This is a genomic window from Yinghuangia sp. YIM S10712 (assembly GCF_051388935.1).
Classification (GTDB): domain Bacteria; phylum Actinomycetota; class Actinomycetes; order Streptomycetales; family Streptomycetaceae; genus Yinghuangia.
The window spans coordinates 62475-81440 of record NZ_JBPKBI010000013.1; the positions used below are offsets into that span (position 1 = coordinate 62475).

Sequence of the window (18966 nt, forward strand, 5' to 3'; positions counted from 1 at the left end):
GCCATGAGCACGACGCGCCCCGGCCCCCGCGAACGCCTCCTCGACGCCGCCCTCGAACTGACCTACAGCGAAGGCGTGCACGTCGGTGTGGACGCGATCCTGAAGAAGGCTGACGTCGCGCGCCGCTCGCTCTACCAGCACTTCGGCGGCAAGGACGGCCTCGTCGCCGAGACGCTGCACCGGGCCGCGAAGGAGAGCCGCTACCGCGCGGTGATGGACTCGGCCGGCGACGCTCCGCGCGCCCGCGTGCTCGCGGTGTTCGACGAGTTGGAACGGATCACGACGGCCCCGACCTTCCGCGGCTGCCGCTACACCTCGGCGGATCTGGCCCTCGCCGACCGGGACCACCCCGCGCACACGGAAATCCGCCGTTACAAGGACGGCCTGCACGCCCTGTTCGCCGACGAGTTGACCCGCCTCGGCCATCCCGCCCCCGACCTGGGCGCGGACCAAATCCTCGTGCTTGTGGACGGTGTCCTCGCGCATGCCGTCACCCGTCCCGATGCCCATCCGGCACTGGCGGCGCGCGAGATCGCGGTGCTCATCCTCGACGCGGCCGGTGATCGGGCGGCACGCGGAACAACGCAGGCTCGTCCCCGGAACGCCGCGCTCTCCCGGGAGTAACCCGACCCGCGGTACGCAGGACGCCTACGTGACCGAATCACACTGCAAACCGTGCAGCGTCGTGAACCTTGGCGATGAACAGGTTCGGGGCCGCGGCTTCCTCGACGCTGAAGCCGGGATTCGCGGCCGTCAGAGGTGCGGTTTGAACGCTTCGGTGTCCACGGCGAAACCGAACGGGTGGGGGAGCCACAGGCGTTCGCCGACAGGGCAGATTGTGGGTGGGGTGTAGCCTCCTGGCCCGGGTTCGGCGTAGAGGAGGACGCGGGCCTGTTTCCGGTCGACGACGAGGTAGAGCGGCACGCCGGCCTCCGCGTACACCCAGGGCTTTCCGGGGTTTTCGGCGGTGTGGGTGAGCCCGAGGTCGGCGGCGCGGGTCGAGGGGGAGGTGACTTCGGCGAAGAGCCACACTCCGTCGACGCCTTGGACGTAGCCGTCGGATTCGGGGGCGTGCCGGTCGTAGTCGAGGACGAACAGGTCGGGGATCTTCTTCAGCCCGGCGACGACGAAGCCGGCGTCCTGGTTGACGTCGAGGCCGCGTGTGTCGTTGCCTCCCAGGCCGGCGTCGAGTTGGCGGCGCAGTTCGCGGATGATCGCGCCGTGTGCCAGGTCGGCCGGGCTCATCGCAATGATGCCGGTGGGTGTGGTCTCGAAGCGCACGTCGCCGACGAGTTCCGGGTGGTCGTCGAGCATGCGCAGCAGCCGGTCGAACATGGCCCGGTTGTCGTCCAAGGGGATGTCGGCGCCCATGCGCCTGAGTCTACTGCCGGGCCGGTCACCCAATTTCGCCCCATCGCTCCGGGCGTCAGCGCTCCCGACGAGGTGCGGCCGGCCATGGGTAACTCCGTCGCCGTGAGGCCAAGCCACGCGGACTTTGGCGTGAAGTGAGTGCAGGTGCGGATGGTGAATGCCGGGTCCGCGTGTCGCAGCTCATGACCCCGAAGACGAGCCGGTCCGGCGGTTCGTCACAGGAACGCGGCGGTGCTGCCGCCGAGTGGCATGGGGTTCATGCCGAGCTTGCGGTGGTCCCAGGAGCGGGTCCGGCTGGCGTTCACGCGGACGGCGACGCGGTTGTGCAGCATGACCTCGACCAACGGCCGCGCCGCTTCGGTGTACGGGCCGTGGTAGCGCTCCCAGATGCTCACGCCCACCGCGAACAGCGCCTCGGGGTCGTCGACGATCTCGGCGGTACCGTCCAGGGAGACGCCGCGCAACTGGTCGTAGGTATGGCCGGATTCGACCATCACCGTCACCCTCGGGTCGCGGCGCAGGTTCGCGGCCTTCTGCGACTTGGCCTTGGTCTCGAACCAGATGACGCCGTCGATCACCGCGTACCACATGGCCACCAGATGCGGCCGGCCGTCCTGACCGAGGGTGGCCAGGGTCGCCACCCGCTGCTCCCGGAGGAACTCGGTGACCTCCGGTGCGGACATGGTGATCTGCTTGCGCTGGTTCACGCCCATACGGAACGGCTCCGTTCGGTCGGCCCCCGGGCGCACGGGCACGCCGGCCCTCACTTGCCCCCGAATGAGACAGAGTTCACTATGAGACTATGTCTCGCAGTGAAGCGCAGGGCCTGCAAAATCGCAAGAGGCGCGCGACGGCCGCCCGTATCGCCGCCTCCGCGGCGCGGCTGGTCGCCGAACGCGGACTGGCCGCCACCACCGTCGACGTGATCGCCGACGACGCGGACGTGGCCCGGGCCACCTTCTTCCGTTACTACGACGCGAAGGAGAAGGCCGTCGCGGAAGGCATCACCGGCCCCGTGCTCGACCGCCTCGTCACCACCATCGCCGCGCAGCCCCCGCACCTGGACGCGATGGGCGCGATCACCGCGGCCTTCCGCGAGATCGCCGAACGCAACCCGCCCAGCTACGGCCGGATCCGCGAGTTCGCGCGCCTGACCCGCTCGTCGAACATCCTCGACGCGTGGGTGCTGCACGCCTACCGCCGCTACGAGACCGCCATCGCCGAGGCCATCGCCCCGCGCTTCCCGCACCTTGCCGACCACGACCCACGCCCCCGGATGACCGCCGCGATGACCATGGCCGCCGTACGCATCTCCCTCGACGACTGGATCCGGCACGGAGGCTCGCTCACCACCCGCATCAGCACCGCCCTGCACTGCGTCACCGTCGGCCCCCCACCCCAAGGCGCCCCGGAAGTGCAGTGACGTGGTTCCCGCTGCTCGGGGACCACGTGCAGGGCGTCGTCGCCCGGCGCCGTGAAGACCGTCCGGTCCGGGGCTCCGCGGGGGTGCGGTCATCGCGCGCAGCAAGTGTCGCGGTCCGTCCCGCAGTTCGCCGCCTTCGCCGTGCGGGATCCGGCGGCGCACGTTCGCCGCGACCCCGAGCGCCGGCACATCGCCGCAGCCGCTCGTACCGTCGTCCGCACCACCCGAACCCGCCACGGCACCATGCTCGTCGGCAGTCGGACGGGCGGCAACCGCCTTCTCCCGCCCGCTGTTTCGCCGCGTCGCCGGACCGTCGCGCGGTGTTGGACGCGCGGATCCCGTCAGCCGCCCGCGCCTTGGCCCGTGCCCCGGCAAGTCGAACAATCGACCCACTCGCGGCGTTCGACGACCTTGCCGTCCTTGACCTCGGTGACGAGCCGGTAGTAGCCCTTGCGGCCCCCGCACACGCCGCACTCCATGGAACGCCCTCCGTCCGCCTCAACGGCCGTTACCGTGAGTGTAGAACCCCTCACGGCAGACGGAGAATCCCGTGGACGACAACAACGGCTGGCGGAACACTTGGCCTTTCCGATGTCACGACGACGTGCCGCACGCCTGGAAGTACAACGGCGAGTACGTGCCGGGCAAACCCTGGTCGAAGTACTGCGCGGTGTGCTTCATGGTGAAAGCCGGCAACACGACCGACAACGACCCCACTTCCGAGGCGGCCGTCGTGTCGCCCCTGGCGAACGGCGGATGACCGCACGGCTGTTGCCCACCCGATGCCGCCTCGCGAAGCCTCGGAACGCGGAGCCGTGCCAAGTAACCCCGCCGGGTCCCGCCCGCGGCGCACCGGAACCCCTACCGTGTGCCCTCCGCGTACCCCGCGGGGCGGGAGCCGCGTTCGTGCCGGGCGCCGACGGCCTGCGGCATTCGCGTTTTCGCGCGTGACCCCGGACACTTTCCCTACGAAACCGACCGATAAGCGATGACCGGAAGTAGCGCCTCGGTGCCATTCCGGTCAGCTCGGAACCCTCGGCGGCCGGGACGACCACCGAGCAGCGATGATGGGACTGCCTTCGTCGCATCTCCGCGCTGTGCAGGGTGGCGCCGCGCTTGGGGAGATCATGGTCAACAGGGCGGAAGAAGGGGTGCCATGGACCGTACGGATCGCATCGGCAAGCGGGCCCGAGTGGCCGGATGGCTGCGCCGCGCACAGCGACGGGACCCGGAGGCCGGGCGCGACAGCCGTGCGGACCTGCTCCTGGAGGTCGTACGCCTCGGCTGGCCGGTATGCCCGGCCGCGCACCCGCTGGAGTACGGCTGTTCCTGTGACCGCGTCGGATGCCCGTCGCCCGGCATGCACCCGCTCTCCTCCGCCTGGCAGACCCAGGCCACATCCGACGCCGCGCAGGTGACCCGCTGGCTCGACCGCTATCCGGACGCGAACTTCGTCACCGCGACCGGTGTCGCCCACGACGTCCTCGACGTCCCGGCCGAGGCCGGCGAGATCGCTCTCGAAGCGCTGGGCGACGAAGTCGGCCCGGTCGTCGCGTGCGGCCCCGACCGCCATCTGTTCTTCACCGCCACCCGCGGCACCCCCGTCGACGAGGACGAATGGTGGCCGTGCGAGCTCGACTGCCACCCGGAAACCCTCGACGAACACCCGGGCCTGCGCTGGCACTGCCGGGGCAGCTATGTGCTGCTGCCGCCGTCCGGCCACCCGTCCGGTGCCGCCGTGAGCTGGATCCGCGGCCCCGAGGCCCCGCTGCCCGACCCGCTGCGGGTGCTGGACGTGCTGACCGACGCCTGCGACACGGTCGGTGCCGGTTCGACCGACTCGCGCTGGCTGATGGGAATGTGACCGCCCGCCGGGCACGGCTGTGCCCGGCGGCACGCGTGTCGCCCGGTCGCCCGCGGGATCGCGCGTTCACTCGCCTTCGGCGCCGATGAGCCCCGACATCGTGGCCACCAGCCGGACCTGCCCCTCGCCCACCGGCGGCACGACCGCCGCGTATCCGGTCAGCCGGTGCTCGGTCACGGACTTCTTCGGTGGCGCGGCCATGAACGCCTGCTGTTCCGGTTCGATCTCGCCCAGGACGTTGGGCGGTTGGACCGTCAGCTTCATGCTGTGCGCCACCGCGAAGAGCACCAGCGCGCCGCCGCCCTTGGTCCGGATCGCGAGCGGCGGGAAGTGCGCGGCGGGCGTGTCGATGAACTGCCGTACGAATCCGTTCTGCACGGGTTCCTCGCGCAACTTGCGCTGCTCCGTCGTGCTCGGCCCGTCGGCGAACAGGCCCGCCCATGCCTGACCATCCGTCAGGTACGCGGTCAACGCGCCCGCGGCGTCTCGCGGCGTGACGACCAACCCGGCTGTGTCGGCGGGGACTTCCACGACGTGGCCCTTCGCGTCGCGATAGGGCTCGGGGAACGTCTCACCGGGCCGCAGGGTCGGCCCCCAGGCCGCCTGCCACGGCGCGTCCGGGTTCTGCTTGGTGAAGACCAGCAGCATCGGGCGCGCGTTCGGGTACGACGGCGTGTTGTGCACCGCGAACCACTTGGGCCAGCCGATCGTCCGGGGTATCCAGAAGTCCGGCTGATCGTGCGTGAACTGCGGGATCTCACGCGTCAGTTGGGGATCGGTGAACTGCATGATCCGCAGCGACGCCTGGTCGATCGCGCCGACCGGCCCGGTCTCGATCTGCGCGTTGAGCGCCAAGTCGCGCTTGGCGTACACCTCGTTGTTGCGCGCGTCGAACTCCGCGAGCACCTGGGCCGCTTCGCGGGCGTCCAGCGGCGCGACACGGGTGTGCTCACCGTCGACGGTGACGCACCCGGTGACGGCGAACACGAGCAGGACCGCGAACAGCGCGGCGAGCAGCGGGACGGGCCGGGTGGGCGGCACGGATATCTGCCGATGTGAAGTGTGTGCGGTACGAGCCACGACGGGGAGACTACGGCAGCGTCAGGATCTCCGCGCCGGCGTCCGTGATGACGATGGTGTGTTCGAACTGCGCGGTGCGCTTGCGGTCCTTGGTCACGACGGTCCAGCCGTCGTCCCACATGTCGTATTCGTGGGTCCCCAGCGTCAGCATCGGCTCGATCGTGAACGTCATGCCCGGCTCCATGACGGTGACCGCCCGAGGGTCGTCGTAGTGCGGGATGATCAGGCCGGAGTGGAACGTCGAGTTGATGCCGTGGCCGGTGAAGTCGCGTACGACGCCGTAGCCGAACCGCTTGGCGTACGACTCGATCACGCGCCCGATGACGTTGATCTGCCGGCCCGCCCGCGCCGCCTTGATGCCCCGGTGCAGCGCTTCCTGTGTGCGTTCGACGAGCAGCCGCGACTCCTCGTCGACGTCCCCGACCAGGTACGTCGCATCGGTGTCGCCGTGCACCCCGTGGATGAACACGGTGACGTCGAGGTTGACGATGTCGCCGTCCTCCAGCCGCGTGGTGTCCGGGATGCCGTGGCAGATGACCTCGTTGACCGAGGTGCAGATCGTCTTCGGGAAGCCGCGGTAGCCCAGGCACGAGGGGTACGCGCCGTGGTCGAGGATGTACTCGTGGGCGACGCGGTCCAGTTCGTCCGTCGTCACACCGGGCGCGACGTGCTTGGCGGCCTCCACCAGCGACCCGGCGGCGATCCGCCCCGCGATACGCATCTTCTCGATGGTTTCCGCGCTCTGCACGTCGGAACCCTCGTAGCGCGCGGGCGCCGCCTTGCCGACGTACTCCGGCCGCGGGATGTCGGCGGGCACGGTACGGATCGGGGTGGGCTTGCCGGGAACGAGAGTGGCCATGAAAAGCGAGTGTAACGACCGTGCGTCGGGCAGCATCACCCGCGAGCACGCACGGACGAACGGCGGACGAACGGCAGGGGAGTGCGTCATGTTCGGGTGGTGGCGGCGGCCGAAGGGCCGCGAGAACGAATGGTTCTACTGCGTGCGGCACGGCCGGGTCGAAGAGGGGCCGGAGTGCCGGGCGCTCGACCGGTGGGGCCCGTACGACACGCGGGAGGAAGCCGAACACGCACTGGAGACCGCGCACGAGCGCAACCAGTCGTGGGAGAGCGACCCGCAGTGGAACGACCGGAAGCCCCAGGACTGAGCGGCGGCTGTGAGCGGATCCGATCAGTCCCGAGCAGGACCGGGCGGCATCGCGTCCATGTGAGTCCTGTGGACCCGGACCGGCGAACCGCATGGGCCGGCTCCCCGGACTGCCGCACGCCCGCGACCGGGGGCCGATCCGAGAAGCACGACGGCTTCGGAGCGCGGCCCGGCGGCGCGGGCGTGCAAGGCGGGCGATCGGTCGGGGCTAACCCACGGCTACCTCGCGGCGCCGACGCGGCGCGGCATCGAGGTCTTCCGGGCCATGGCGGTTCCGGCGGTCCTGGCCGTGGTCGCGGTCTTGCGGGCGGTGCGCTTCGTCGCGGGGCCGCGCATCGCGGTCGACTTGCGGGCCGGTGCCTTGCGGGCGGTCTTCTTGACAGCGGACTTCAGCGCGCCGACCTTCTTCGCGACGGTCTTCCTGGCGGTGGTCTTCTTCGCCGAGGTGCTCTTGGCCTTCTTGACGACGGACTTCTTCGTGGGCGTGCGGCCACCCGCCATCGAGCTCCTGGCGCCGGCCCGGTTCGCCGTCGTCTTCTTCGCGGACGCGGACGCGGTGCGTGCGGCGGCCTTCGCGGTGCGCTTGGCGGTGCGCTTGGCGGCGGTCTTCTTCGACACGGCCTTCGACACCGCCTTCGCGGTCTTCCGAGCGGGCGCCTTCGCCGACTGCGACATCACGGCGCTGGTCCGGTCGTCCACCTCGCTCATCGCGTCCATGCGCTGCACGGAGCGCAGTGCGGTCATCGCCTCGCGCTTGGTCGAGTACCCAGGGGACTTCGCGAGTGTGGTGCCGTCGGCGGCTGCCACGACGAAGCTGTACTTGCCCGTACGGCCCTTGCTGAGAACGAACTTTGCCGGCATCGGTGCCTCCCGTGTGCGGGACAAATGTCCGGCCCGTCGCCGAACGATTTACGTATCAAACAAACACGGGTTGCAGCATTTGTCACACTAGTTGTGGCTTTAGGGTGAAATACCAAAGAGTCTGAATTGCCCAAGATGCCAGCCATGCTGGGAATTGAGCTGTGACCTCGGCTGCATCTGGGCGCCGCCTGCTGCCTCTCGCCGACCCCCCTGGCAGGATCACGCCATGACTACCCCCTCCAACGCTCAGCGCGACCCGCGCGACCTGCCTGACGTCGGAAGTCTCGTCGTCGGCGTCCTCGGTGGAACCGGCGAGCAGGGTCGCGGCCTCGCCTACCGTCTCGCCGTCGCGGGGCAGAAAGTCGTGATCGGTTCGCGGAGCGCGGACCGCGCGGCGTCCGCCGCCGCGGAGTTGGGTGCCGGAGTGCGCGGTACCGACAACGCGACGTGCGCCGCCGAGAGCGACGTCGTCATCGTGGCGGTCCCCTGGGACGGCCACAAGGAGCTGCTCGTCTCCCTCAGCGCGCAGCTCGCGGGCAAGATCGTGGTCGACTGCGTCAACCCGATGGGCTTCGACAAGCGCGGCGCGTACGCGCTGCCCGTCGAGGAGGGCAGCGCCGCGCAGCAGGCCGCCGCCGTCCTGCCCGAGTCGCGGGTGACCGCGGCGTTCCACCACGTCTCGGCGGTGCTGCTGCTGGACCCCAACGTGGAGTCCCTGGACACCGACATCATGGTGCTCGGCGACGAGCGCGCCGCGACGGACATCGTGCAGGCGCTGGCGAGCCGGATCCCGGGCATGCGCGGCGTGTACGCGGGGCGCCTGCGCAACGCGGGTCAGGTCGAGGCGCTCACCGCGAACCTCATCTCGGTCAACCGCCGCTACAAGGCGCACGCCGGCCTGCGGGTCACCGACGTCTGAGCCCCGGAGTTCCGGGCGGGCGTGTCACCTGTCACGCGCCGATGCGCCCGCGTACCCATACATATAAGGACATGCGTGAAGGCCCGGCACGTTTGTGCCGGGCCTTCATGCATGTCCTTAGGGCGGGCGGCGTCAGCCCGCCAGCGACGTCATCCAGGCGCCGAGCGACTTTACGTGCGTGCCGCCGGTGTTCGCGCGCACGGCGTCGTCGAGGGCGGCGAGCAGGAACTTGGCCATGCCCGCGGTCGCCGGGTCGTTCAGCGTCACACGGGCCTGCTCGTCGACGCTCAGGCGGCTGTGCACCTCCGTCACCGCGATCTCGGGGCCGTGCACGACGTACGCCCCCAGGTTGCGGAGCTGGGAGCGCAGCTCCTCCTGGGCGCGGATGCCGCCGCCCTGCGGGCCGGGAGACGCGGACAGCGCCGCGACGGGCTTCCCGAACCAGGACGACTGGCCGTACGGGCGCGACGCCCAGTCCAGCGCGTTCTTCAGCACGCCGGGGACCGAGCGGTTGTACTCGGGCGTCGAGATGATCACGCCGTCCGCAGCCTGGATCGCCTCTCGCAGGCGGACCACGGAGGCTGGTACGTCGGCCTCCAAGTCCTGGTTGAAATGCGGGAGTTCGTCGATGCCCTTGAAGACCTCGATGGTCATGCCCTCGGGGGCGAGGGCCGGCAGCGCGTGCAGCAGGGCGGTGTTGAACGACTGGGCGCGGATCGAGCCCGAGATGGCGAGGACGCGGGTCATGGGTGCCTCCGGCAGCGAGTTGGTTGAACAGTGAACAACTTATACCCATGATGTTTCGTTTTCAACTTGCACGGGCTTCCCGCGACAAGGCCGCTCCCGGGCGCGTTTATTCCCCGGCCGGGCCCTCGGCGACAATGGAGGCCGGCGAACGCCGAGTCACCACCGATTCCGATCCTCGATGCCGCCCTCCGGGAGCCGACCGCATGCCCTCCACGCCCACCCCCGCGCCGCGCACGCCACGCGTCGCCGTCCTGGCCGCAGTCGTGGCCGTGCTCGCGCTTGTCGCCGCGGTGATCGCCTTCGTGGACGGCAGTTGGCTCGGCATTCCGTTCGTCCTGCTGGCGGCCGTGGACGGCAATATCGCGTGGTTCTACCTGCACCGCGCCCGCCGCGACGCGGGCTCCCGCTCCTCATCGGCCACTCCGTCGGCGGAGAACGCCGCCTGAGTGGACTGTCCCGGCAGGGCCGTGGCGCGTGGCACCGCGACGTTTCCGTCACTCGTTCGCGTCAACTTGACCCGGTCAGAAGGGCCGGGTTTGGAGGTAGTGGCCGGCTGGCTGCCGGGTGGGCTCCCCCGTTCAGACACCCACTAGGGGGTGGCAGGGACGCGTGACTCACGCCCCGCTGTCCACGCAGCAGCGCCGCGAGTGGCGATGTTGCGGGAAGCGTTCCGGTCCGCGTGGGCAACGACCCCGCAGCTCCGGCAGATGAAGAGACCCTGGTCGACCCGGTTGCGTTTGTCGGTGTGTCCGCACTCGCTGCACTGCTGCGAGGTGTAGGCGGGATCGACGTGCACCAGCGGCACACCGGCACGTCGGGCCTTGTAGACGACCAACTCCCCGAGTTGGGCGAAGGCCCAGGAGTGGAGCGCGACCCGTTGGGGCTTGCGGAGCCGTACCCGCTGCCGGATGCCCTTGAGTTCCTCCAGGGCGATTCCGTGTGCGGTGCGTTCAGCCTCGGTCACGATCGTCTTCGCGATGATGTGGTTCGTGTTCCTGACGTGCCGCTGCTCACGGCGGGCGCGGGCCTTCAGCCTGCGCTTGGCAGACTTCGTCCGCTTGTTCTGGAGCTTGGCCCGTAGCGCGAGCTGCCGGGCGCGGTACCGGTTCAGGCCACGCCCGGCGGCCCGGTAGCCGGTGGACGCGGTGGCGATGTTGACGATCCCGAAGTCCACACCGACGAAGCCGTCCGGCTCGTACACCTCGGGTTCGGGGATGTCGCAGGTGGCGGTCAGGTAAAACGCGCCGCCGCGCACCACCAAGTCGGACTCGCCCCTGCGGTACTGCCGCAGCGTTTCGAGGGCGTCCGGAGAGCACGCGAACGCGATGTTCTTCAGTCGGCCCGCCGTGGTCCAGAGCGACACAGTCTGTGCGTCCAACTGCCAGGACAGGCACCGGTCGTCGTACGGCTGCGCCGCCTCCGGGCGGAAGGCGATTGGCTTCGACCCGGCTTTGGTCCGGCGCTTCGAGCCGGGCTTACCGAGGTTTCCCGCCCTGATGTTGGCGTGCAGGGCCGTGTATGCGTCCCGGACCTTCTTGATCACATGCTGTGCGACCTGCGCCCCGAGCCCACGTTCCTTCAGCTGTGGGTAGGTGTGCGTGCGCAGCTCGTACTCGCGGGGAACGCCCCGCTCGAACGCGACGGTCGAGACCCAGCACGCCGCCTCGTTGACCGTGCGAAGGGTCGCCCCGAGCGCCGACGCCTGCTCGGACGTCGGCAGGAGCTTCACCTGCACCACGATCTTCACGGCTGTGACCGTATCATCGCCCTATGTCACCACGAGGGGGCCCAATCCTGATGCGCATATTTGGTCTTCGTCTTCAAGGCCAGGGCTCTTCGCAGGAACGTGCTGAATCTCGCCCCGCGCCGGGTGTCGCTGTCGAACTCGAACATGAGTTCGCATAGGCTGGGTGCGGGACTTATCCACAGGTGTGTGCGGACGCGTCCCGCGATGTCGGTGGGACGGGTTAGCGTCTGGACAATGAAGCGCACACCACGACCCGACAGGGCGGCATCAGCGATGGCACCAGGACAGGACCGCGAGAAGGCTCTCGACGCAGCCCTCGCACAGATCGAGCGGCAGTTCGGCAAGGGCTCCGTCATGCGCCTCGGAGACGACGCGCGTGCCCCGGTCGAGATCATTCCCACCGGGTCGATCGCCCTCGACGTCGCCCTCGGCATCGGCGGTCTCCCGCGAGGCCGCATCGTCGAGGTGTACGGCCCGGAGTCGTCCGGTAAGACGACGATCGCCCTGCACGCGATCGCGAACGCGCAGCGCGCCGGCGGCGTCGCCGCGATCGTCGACGCCGAGCACGCGCTCGACCCGGAGTACGCCAAGAAGCTCGGCGTCGACACCGACGCCCTGCTGGTCTCCCAGCCGGACACCGGCGAGCAGGCGCTCGAAATCGCGGACATGCTGATCCGCTCCGGCGCCCTCGACATCATCGTGGTCGACTCCGTCGCGGCCCTGGTGCCCCGAGCCGAGATCGAGGGCGAGATGGGCGACTCCCACGTCGGCCTCCAGGCCCGGCTGATGAGCCAGGCGCTGCGCAAGGTCGCCGGCGCGCTCAACCAGACCAAGACCACCGCGATCTTCATCAACCAGCTCCGCGAGAAGATCGGCGTCATGTTCGGGTCGCCCGAGACGACGACGGGTGGCCGCGCGCTCAAGTTCTACTCGTCCGTGCGCCTCGACATCCGCCGCATCGAGACCCTGAAGGACGGCACCGAGGCGGTCGGCAACCGCACGCGGGTCAAGGTCGTGAAGAACAAGATGGCCGCGCCCTTCAAGCAGGCCGAGTTCGACATCCTGTACGGCGTGGGCATCAGCCGCGAGGGCGGCCTCATCGACATGGGCGTCGAGCACGGCTTCATCCGCAAGTCCGGCGCCTGGTACACGTACGAGGGCGACCAGCTCGGCCAGGGCAAGGAGAATGCCCGCAACTTCCTGAAGGACAACCCCGACCTCGCCGACGAGATCGAGAAGAAGATCAAGGAAAAGCTCGGCGTCGGCCCGCACGCCGATGCGGACGCCTCGGGCGAGCCCGCCGCCGCGGAATCGTCCGCGCGTACGACACCGCCCGCGAAGACCTCAGCGGCAAAGGCGACTCCGGCGGCAGCACCCGCGGCCAAGGCGGCTCCGGCGGCGGCCCCCGCAGAGCCGGCGGCAAAGGCGGCGAAGGCGTAGGGGCCGCGCGAGTGGACGGTGCGGGACCGACGCTCTCGCAGCGCGGCGGCACGCCGGGACCAGCCCGAGTTTGCCGCGGCCCGCGACACGCGTGCGGGCGGCGGAAGGAGTTCACCGCTTCCTTCCGCACGCCACGGCACGAACTCGCGATCGACGAAGCGGGGGAGTGGGCGGTGGCCGTGCTTCGGGACGCGGTGCGCCGGAGAAGTGCGGACCGGTCGCCGCGGGCGGGGCGGTATCCGACCCGACCCCGGCGAACCGGCGAATCCAGGCGCGGGCGAGTCCACGGTCGCAGTGCGGTTGCCGGAGCGGAGCGAGGGGCGAGCGCGGTTCCGAGGATCCGGTTCCGGCCGCAAGAAGGGGACACACGTGCGAGGGCGTCGCGGCGTGCGCGGCGAGGCTTCCGACACTGACGGAGCCGCCGCGCCCGATGACACCGCGGAATGGAATGACACCTGGGCGGGAGAGGTCAGCGCCGAGGAGCAAGCGCGTGCCCGCGCGCTGCTGGGGCAGGCGCTGGCCGGCGGCCACGACACCACGGTCGCCGTAGAGGAGTGGGCGCGGGCCCGCAGCCGTCCAGGGCGGCCGGAGCGCCGCGTGGGGAGTCGCGGGGGACGCATCGGCGAGGCGGATGCGGCGTCCGACGATGACGCGGTGGGGCGGCAGGACGACGACGGGTCTCAGGCAGGTGGTTCGGACCGCCTGAGCAGGGCGGACGCGGGTGGCGTCGACGGCTTCGACGGCACCGACACCCACGACGGCACCGACGGCCACGACGGCTCCGATCGTGCGACGGGACGCCGTCGTCGGGGCAGGCGTCGCGGGCGCGGTGGAGGGCGGGATGCGGTCGCCGACCCGGGAGCGGAGCCGACGAGCGGCACCCGCCCCCGCGAGCGGCGGTCGGGGCCCGCGCAAATCGATCCGGACGCCGACCCCGAGGCCGCCGCGCGCGCGATCTGCCTGCGGCAGTTGACCGGTCAGCCCCGGACCCGCGCGCAGTTGGCCGACGCCCTCAAGCGCCGGGGCGTGCCCGATGACGTGGCCGAGCACGTTCTCGGCCGGTTCACCGAGGTCAAACTCATCGACGACGCGGCCTTCGCAGCCGCATGGGTCGACACCCGGCATGTCGGGCGCGGCCTGGCCCGCCGTGCGCTCGCCCGCGAACTGCGACAGCGCGGAGTCGACCCCGACCTCGTCCACGAAGCGGTCGAACGCCTCGACCCCGAACAGGAGTTGGCAACCGCTCGGGCGCTGGTCGCCCGCAGACTTCCGAGCACCCGGCGCCTCGACCGACAAGTCCGCATGCGCAGGCTCGCCGGCATGCTCGCGCGCAAGGGGTACGGCGAGGGGTTGGCGCTCCGGGTCGTCCGCGAGGCACTCGACGCCGACGAGGACGACGACGCGTGGCACGGTGAGGGCCTGGCGGGCAGCGGCGACTACGACGACGATCCTCCGCCCGAACCGGAACCCTGAAGAGCACGCGGACGCAGGCCGCCGGCATTCGCCTGACACGCCAGGTGACGCCCCGCCTTCCCCGGATGCGGTCGTGGGCCGGAACCGCCACTGGGAGGAACCGGGCGCCCGAAACCGCATCGTCGCCGTCAGCGAGGCCGCGTCCTACTCCCGCCACCTCCTCAAGTGCGGCCGGGCCGTCCCCGTCAACCTCAATGTCCCGCCCGCGACTCGAACGTCCGCGCGATCCGGCATGCTGAGGGGATGTACGAGGAGCGGGTATCGGTGGTCGCCGGTGCCGTTGTCTGGCACAAGCGGACGGGCGAGCTTCGGCCGGCACAGTCGCGGGTTCTGCCGGACGGGTGCATGGATTTGATCTGGATGCACGGCGATCTGGTCGTCGCCGGGCCGGACACTGTCGCGCATGTCGTCGGCGGTGAGCCCTCGGCGCACACCGGGATCCGCTTCGCGCCCGGCCTCGGGCCCGCGGTCTTCGGCGTGCCCGCCGTCGAACTCCGGGACCGGAGGGTGCCGTTGGCGGATGTGTGGCCCGCGCGTGAAGCGCGTGCGTGGGTCGAACACATCGGCGAGTCCGCGGACCCCGGGCCGGTCCTGGAGCACATCGCGGCCCGGCGCCTGCGTGAGACCGCCCCCGATCCGGTTGCCCAGGCCGTTGCCGCAGGGCTGGCGCGCGGCGCGGGAGTTGCCGCACTTGCCGACCAAGTGGGCTTCAGCGGACGTCAGTTGCATCGGCGGAGCGTCGCGGCGTTCGGTTACGGCGCGAAGACGCTCGGCCGTGTGCTCCGTCTCGGCCGCGCGCTCGAACTGGCACGCGGAGGAGAGCCGTTCGCCGACGTCGCAGCGAGGGCGGGGTACGCCGACCAGTCCCACCTCGCGCGCGAAGTGCGGTCGCTGACCGGCGTCCCGCTGACCGCCTTGGTCGGCGGCTGAGAACGGCCCCGTCAGTCGGCAGGCAGCGCGGCCAGCAGGTCCACGCCGTTGCCGTCCGGATCGAGGACGGTCGCGTAACGCTGCCCCCAGGGCGCGTCGAAGGGCGCCAGATGGCTCCGGTAGCCCGCGGAGACGAGATCGTCGTGCGTCCGGTCGACCGACGCGGGGTCGGTGCAGGTGAAGGCGAGGCCGATCCGGCCGCCCCGGGGCGCCTCCCAATGCGGGGCGAAGGAACGCACGATCTCTGCGGTGTCCCAGACCAGCAGCAGCCCGCCGGGCAGGGGAGCTTCGACGTGCGGCTGTGTGTCGGCGTCGGCGGGGATGTCGAGGCCGAGCCGCCGGTAGAAGGCGAGTGTGGCGGCCATGTCGTCGACGACGCAGCCGATGAACGTGAACGCGGGTGCGGAATTCGTGCTGCTCATGCCGCCACCGTAGGTCTGCGGCGGGTGGGCGGTCTTGAACGAATCGGACACACCGCGGACGGGTCAACGGCGGCCGAGATCGTCCGCACGACGTCACCAGGGACGTCCGCGACAGCCGCAGGAACCCGCACGATTCCCGCAAGCCGATCGGGATGGGCTTCACGACGGCCGCCGGACGGACAACGACGCCGGACCCCGCGCGGTCCGTGGGTTGGCGCCGACCCGGCCCGTGCGCTCGCCGACGACGGCCACCGCCACGTCGGCACCGGCCCCGGCCGCGTCGACGGTCGCAGCGTCCAGAGCCGTCTCGGGCTGCGGGGCGAACGAAACAGGCCGGGGGAAGGCAAGGCGCACGCTGCGTGCTCGTCAGAGCGACCGAACTCGCGCGCGTCGCAGACGCGACCACGGGCTTAGCCCGCGCGGCCGCGGTCGAGTCGCTGGTCGTCGCCGCGCGGCCCGGCCTTACTCCGGCACACCCGCGACGACCGCCTCGCGGGCGCGGCGGCCGACTGTTCGCAGGGCCGTCGTGATCAGTTCGCCGTCGTGGCCCGGGGGCAGCCAGGCCGCAAGGTAGCCGTCGGGGCGTACGACCAGCAGGGTGTGGGCGGTCGCCTCCGGATACTCCGGGGTGACGACCAGCTCGGATGCCACCGGGAGTTCGGCGAGCCGGGCGCGGAGCAGGGGCATCAGGCCGGCGTCCCGCCAGCGTCGCCCCTCCCAAACTTCTATGCCGGGGGCGACAAGGACCACGACCAGGCCGGCGTCCAGGCAGTCGGACAGTTGGGCGCGCTGTCCGTCGGCGCGGACCACGGGGACGTCGTCGGCGATCGCGCCGACGCCGGGGCCGGGGGTGAGCAGCGGCGAACCGGCGTATTCCGGCTGTGCGTCCGCGACGAGCGTGCGCGGGTCGAGGCGTCGGAGCGTCGTGCCCTTGCCGCGCGCGCCCATCAGGGTGAGCCGGCGCCCGACCTTCTGGGCGGTGCCGCGCGGGCTGAAGAAGTGCAGTGCGTCCTCGCCGTACGCGAGCCTGCGCCGCGCGGCGCTTCGGCGTTCGCCGTGGTAGGTCTCCGCGAGGCGTTCCGGCGCGCGGCGGCGGATCACCAGCGCGAGTTTCCAGGCCAGGTTGCGGGCGTCCTGGAGGGCGAGGTCGACGGCGTCGGCGACCGTGGGGTGGACCAGGTGCGCGGCGTCGCCGGCGAGGAGGACCCGCCCGATGCGGAATCGCCGGGCGAGGCGCTGGTGGACCTCGAACTCGCCGGTCCAGACCAGGTCGTAGACGGGGTCCGCGGCGGTGTCGGCGTCCGGGTTCATCGCCTCCAGCGTGCGCAGGACCGCCCGAACGCGGTGCGTCGTGCGGCGCGGATCGCCCGGGTCGCCGTGCACGGGGATGAGCGCGGTGGCGTCGGCGGCCTTGGCGATGCCCTGGGCGAGCGGGAGTTGCCAAGTCAGCCGCCACATGTCCGAGGGCAGCGGCTGGGCCAGCACGGTGCCGTCGCGTTGGAAGGGCGGATCGACGAACAGCCAGGGTTCGACGGGGGATTCGTCCCAGGGCGGGCGCGGGAGCGCGACCTTGACGTCGGCGCACAGCAGCCGGTCCACGCGCGGGCGGCCCGGGAAGCGCACGCCCAGAGCGCGGCGCACCGCGGAGTGCGCACCGTCGGCGGCCACCAGCCACGCGCCCCGCTGCTGGATGACGCCGCGGGGGCCGCGGGCGAGGACGGTCACGGAGTCGGTGTGCTGTTCGATGCCCTCGACGCGGTGCCGCCACAAGGCGGTGACCAGCGGGGTCGCCCGCACGGTGTCCAACAGGGCCTGTTCCAGGCGCTGTTGGGAGAGCCCGAAGCGCTCCGTGGAGGCGGGCTCGGCGGATTCGTCCGGGCCGCGCAGTGTGGGCACGTCCGTCGACCGCCGCCGGATGCGCAGCGGTCCCCACGGCTGGCCGGCCCCCGCGAGGCGCCCGCCGGCCAACCCGGCGGCGAACGCGTATGTCGCCGCGTCGAGTGCGCATGACCGGGAGCCCTCGCGCGCGGTGCCGTCTCCCGCGTCGATCAGCACGGTGGGGACGCCCTGGCGCGCGAGGGCGAGCACGGACGCCAGCCCCGCGGGCCCGGCCCCGACGACGATCACCGAGTCCCGGTGGGGATGGGATTCGGCCGTGCCTGGCATGCGGTGCCTCCCGGAGGAATCGAGTCCTGACGTCGTGTCAGGGGATCCGCGCCCGGTACGCCGCCGCCCGGCCGCGGCCGGTGCGCGTCGCCGGCGGGCAAAGTTCCCCTGAAACGGCACAGAGGCAATCATCCGGCACTGTGCGGGCCGAGCGTGACAGCGCCTCGCTGCGCGAACGCGTCGGACGAAGTTCGCGTGCCGGTGTGCAGGCCGTGTACGCGCCGTGCATAGTACGTGTCGACAGCGCGCGTCAGTATCGCTCGATCGGGGGAATCGGCGGCGCGGGGACACCGGATACGCCGAGTGTCGCGTCGTACGCCGCCTTCCAGTTGCCGTTCCGGGCGTTCGCCTCCAGGGCGGTGTTGACGGCCTCGCGCAGCACCGGGTCGGACTTCGGCAGGCCGATGCCGTACTTCTCGGTCGTGAACGGCTGCCCGACGACCTTGAGATTGCCGGGGTTCCGCGCGGCGAAGCCCTTCAGGATCGCCTCGTCGGTGGACACCGCGTCGACGACTTCGGCCAACAGGTTGTCGACGCACTGGCTGTAGTCGTCGTAGAACACCGCCTGTGCCTCGGGGAAGTCGACCTGGAGTCGATTGAACGCGGTCGAGCCCTTCGCGGAGCAGACCCGGCGGCCGTGGAGTGTGTCCTTGCCGGTGAGCGCGGTCTCGTCGGCCCGGACGAGGAAGCTTTGGCCGGAGATGTAGTAGGGCCCCGCGAAGCCCACCGACTGCTTGCGTTCCTCGGTGATGCTGTAGGTGCCCACGTACAGGTCGACGTCGCCGTTCCGGAGCGCTTCCTCGCGGTTGACCGACGCGATGGTCTTGAACTCGATGCGCGCGGGGTCCAGCCCGAGTTCGGCGGAGACCATGCGCGCGATCTCGATGTCGAATCCCGAGCGGCGCAGCGTGGCGGGGTTCAGGTAGCCGAGGCCTGGCTGGTCGTCCTTCGCGCCGACCACCAGGTGGCCGCGCTGCCTGGCCGCGGCGAGGGTCGGAGAGGGAAGGTCGACGTCCGCTCGGACGTGGTAGGTCGGCAGCGGAGGCGTGGTCGCCGGTGCCGGCCGGGTCGTCGCCGCCGCGGCGCCGCCTGTGTCACCGCCGCACGCGCTTGTCAGAACTGCGGCGGCGACGGCGCCGACGGCCGCCATCGTGGTGCGCCATCCCATGGCTGAGGATCCCCCTTGGTCCCGAGCCGGGGGCACGAGCCACACGACACCTGCTCGTCGCGGCGACCCCCGGTACCGAAGTGCCCATCATCGGGCAAGCCCGGGTCGGGGCATGCGGCGCGGGGTCGGGTGGCCGGACGTGCCGGCGCCCCGCGACGGGGTGGCATCGCGGGGCGCCGGGGCGTGCGGG

The 18966-nt window shown here is 71.1% G+C and carries 21 protein-coding genes; 10 read left to right on the forward strand and 11 right to left on the reverse strand.

Features of this window, described 5'->3' with window-relative positions; genetic code table 11:
• Positions 1-3: 3 nt before the first annotated feature.
• The gene (locus ACRX5W_RS23585; protein ID WP_436790267.1) at positions 4-624 is read left to right on the forward strand and encodes a TetR/AcrR family transcriptional regulator; all 621 of its coding nucleotides are present in this window, start codon (positions 4-6) and stop codon (positions 622-624) included.
• Positions 625-753: 129 nt separating this feature from the next.
• Here ACRX5W_RS23585 and ACRX5W_RS23590 read toward each other — a convergent pair whose 3' ends face one another.
• Positions 754-1371: a Uma2 family endonuclease gene (locus ACRX5W_RS23590; protein WP_436790268.1), complete on the reverse strand. Its 618-nt coding sequence runs from the start codon at positions 1369-1371 to the stop codon at positions 754-756.
• Between the two features lie 215 nt (positions 1372-1586).
• Positions 1587-2084: a pyridoxamine 5'-phosphate oxidase family protein gene (locus tag ACRX5W_RS23595; protein ID WP_436790269.1), complete on the reverse strand. Its 498-nt coding sequence runs from the start codon at positions 2082-2084 to the stop codon at positions 1587-1589.
• Positions 2085-2173: 89 nt separating this feature from the next.
• Between ACRX5W_RS23595 and ACRX5W_RS23600 the strand changes: the two genes are divergently transcribed.
• Complete coding sequence (locus tag ACRX5W_RS23600) at positions 2174-2794, forward strand: TetR family transcriptional regulator (RefSeq protein ID WP_436790270.1); 621 nt, start codon at positions 2174-2176, stop codon at positions 2792-2794.
• A 341-nt stretch (positions 2795-3135) separates the two neighbouring features.
• On the opposite strand, the gene ACRX5W_RS23605 is transcribed toward ACRX5W_RS23600, so the two are convergent.
• Entirely contained in the window at positions 3136-3273 is a 138-nt protein-coding gene (locus ACRX5W_RS23605; RefSeq protein WP_436790271.1) for a hypothetical protein, read from the reverse strand.
• A gap of 71 nt (positions 3274-3344) precedes the next feature.
• Here ACRX5W_RS23605 and ACRX5W_RS23610 point away from each other — a divergent pair, with 71 nt between their 5' ends.
• Positions 3345-3554, forward strand: coding sequence for a hypothetical protein (locus ACRX5W_RS23610; RefSeq protein WP_436790272.1), 210 nt, complete (start codon positions 3345-3347; stop codon positions 3552-3554).
• 396 nt (positions 3555-3950) lie between these two features.
• Positions 3951-4658, forward strand: a complete 708-nt coding sequence (locus ACRX5W_RS23615; protein WP_436790273.1) for a bifunctional DNA primase/polymerase — start codon at positions 3951-3953, stop codon at positions 4656-4658.
• Positions 4659-4724: 66 nt separating this feature from the next.
• Here ACRX5W_RS23615 and ACRX5W_RS23620 read toward each other — a convergent pair whose 3' ends face one another.
• On the reverse strand, positions 4725-5738 hold the full coding sequence (locus ACRX5W_RS23620; RefSeq protein WP_436790274.1) for a hypothetical protein: 1014 nt from the start codon (positions 5736-5738) through the stop codon (positions 4725-4727).
• A 10-nt stretch (positions 5739-5748) separates the two neighbouring features.
• Positions 5749-6597 (reverse strand): type I methionyl aminopeptidase, encoded by an 849-nt coding sequence (gene map, locus ACRX5W_RS23625; RefSeq protein WP_436790275.1) that lies wholly within the window; start codon positions 6595-6597, stop codon positions 5749-5751.
• 88 nt (positions 6598-6685) lie between these two features.
• Here map and ACRX5W_RS23630 point away from each other — a divergent pair, with 88 nt between their 5' ends.
• Positions 6686-6904 (forward strand): hypothetical protein, encoded by a 219-nt coding sequence (locus ACRX5W_RS23630; protein WP_436790384.1) that lies wholly within the window; start codon positions 6686-6688, stop codon positions 6902-6904.
• A gap of 218 nt (positions 6905-7122) precedes the next feature.
• Here the strand turns inward: ACRX5W_RS23630 and ACRX5W_RS23635 are convergent, their stop codons facing one another.
• Entirely contained in the window at positions 7123-7764 is a 642-nt protein-coding gene (locus ACRX5W_RS23635; protein WP_436790276.1) for a YegP family protein, read from the reverse strand.
• A 226-nt stretch (positions 7765-7990) separates the two neighbouring features.
• On the opposite strand from ACRX5W_RS23635, the gene npdG reads away from it, so the two are divergent.
• Entirely contained in the window at positions 7991-8683 is a 693-nt protein-coding gene (gene npdG, locus ACRX5W_RS23640) for an NADPH-dependent F420 reductase (RefSeq protein WP_436790277.1), read from the forward strand.
• Between the two features lie 132 nt (positions 8684-8815).
• Here the strand turns inward: npdG and ACRX5W_RS23645 are convergent, their stop codons facing one another.
• Positions 8816-9430 carry an NADPH-dependent FMN reductase gene (locus ACRX5W_RS23645; RefSeq protein WP_436790278.1) on the reverse strand — a complete coding sequence of 205 codons (615 nt, stop codon included), beginning with the start codon at positions 9428-9430 and terminating at the stop codon, positions 8816-8818.
• 203 nt (positions 9431-9633) lie between these two features.
• Between ACRX5W_RS23645 and ACRX5W_RS23650 the strand changes: the two genes are divergently transcribed.
• A complete protein-coding gene (locus ACRX5W_RS23650) occupies positions 9634-9876 on the forward strand; it encodes a hypothetical protein (protein ID WP_436790279.1) in 243 nt (80 codons plus the stop codon).
• A gap of 143 nt (positions 9877-10019) precedes the next feature.
• Here ACRX5W_RS23650 and ACRX5W_RS23655 read toward each other — a convergent pair whose 3' ends face one another.
• Positions 10020-11177: an RNA-guided endonuclease InsQ/TnpB family protein gene (locus ACRX5W_RS23655; RefSeq protein WP_436790280.1), complete on the reverse strand. Its 1158-nt coding sequence runs from the start codon at positions 11175-11177 to the stop codon at positions 10020-10022.
• A 273-nt stretch (positions 11178-11450) separates the two neighbouring features.
• Between ACRX5W_RS23655 and recA the strand changes: the two genes are divergently transcribed.
• The 3 genes from recA to ACRX5W_RS23670 all read left to right on the forward strand — a co-directional run bounded on the left by recA (position 11451) and on the right by ACRX5W_RS23670 (position 15020).
• On the forward strand, positions 11451-12617 hold the full coding sequence (gene recA / locus ACRX5W_RS23660; protein ID WP_436790281.1) for a recombinase RecA: 1167 nt from the start codon (positions 11451-11453) through the stop codon (positions 12615-12617).
• A 369-nt stretch (positions 12618-12986) separates the two neighbouring features.
• Positions 12987-14090: a regulatory protein RecX gene (locus tag ACRX5W_RS23665; protein ID WP_436790282.1), complete on the forward strand. Its 1104-nt coding sequence runs from the start codon at positions 12987-12989 to the stop codon at positions 14088-14090.
• Positions 14091-14333: 243 nt separating this feature from the next.
• Positions 14334-15020, forward strand: coding sequence for a helix-turn-helix domain-containing protein (locus ACRX5W_RS23670; RefSeq protein WP_436790283.1), 687 nt, complete (start codon positions 14334-14336; stop codon positions 15018-15020).
• An 11-nt stretch (positions 15021-15031) separates the two neighbouring features.
• Here the strand turns inward: ACRX5W_RS23670 and ACRX5W_RS23675 are convergent, their stop codons facing one another.
• The 3 genes from ACRX5W_RS23675 to ACRX5W_RS23685 all read right to left on the reverse strand — a co-directional run bounded on the left by ACRX5W_RS23675 (position 15032) and on the right by ACRX5W_RS23685 (position 18776).
• Complete coding sequence (locus ACRX5W_RS23675) at positions 15032-15442, reverse strand: VOC family protein (protein WP_436790284.1); 411 nt, start codon at positions 15440-15442, stop codon at positions 15032-15034.
• A 462-nt stretch (positions 15443-15904) separates the two neighbouring features.
• The gene (locus ACRX5W_RS23680) at positions 15905-17608 is read right to left on the reverse strand and encodes an FAD-dependent monooxygenase (protein ID WP_436790285.1); all 1704 of its coding nucleotides are present in this window, start codon (positions 17606-17608) and stop codon (positions 15905-15907) included.
• A gap of 250 nt (positions 17609-17858) precedes the next feature.
• Entirely contained in the window at positions 17859-18776 is a 918-nt protein-coding gene (locus ACRX5W_RS23685; RefSeq protein WP_436790286.1) for a glutamate ABC transporter substrate-binding protein, read from the reverse strand.
• Between the last annotated feature and the right edge of the window lie 190 nt (positions 18777-18966).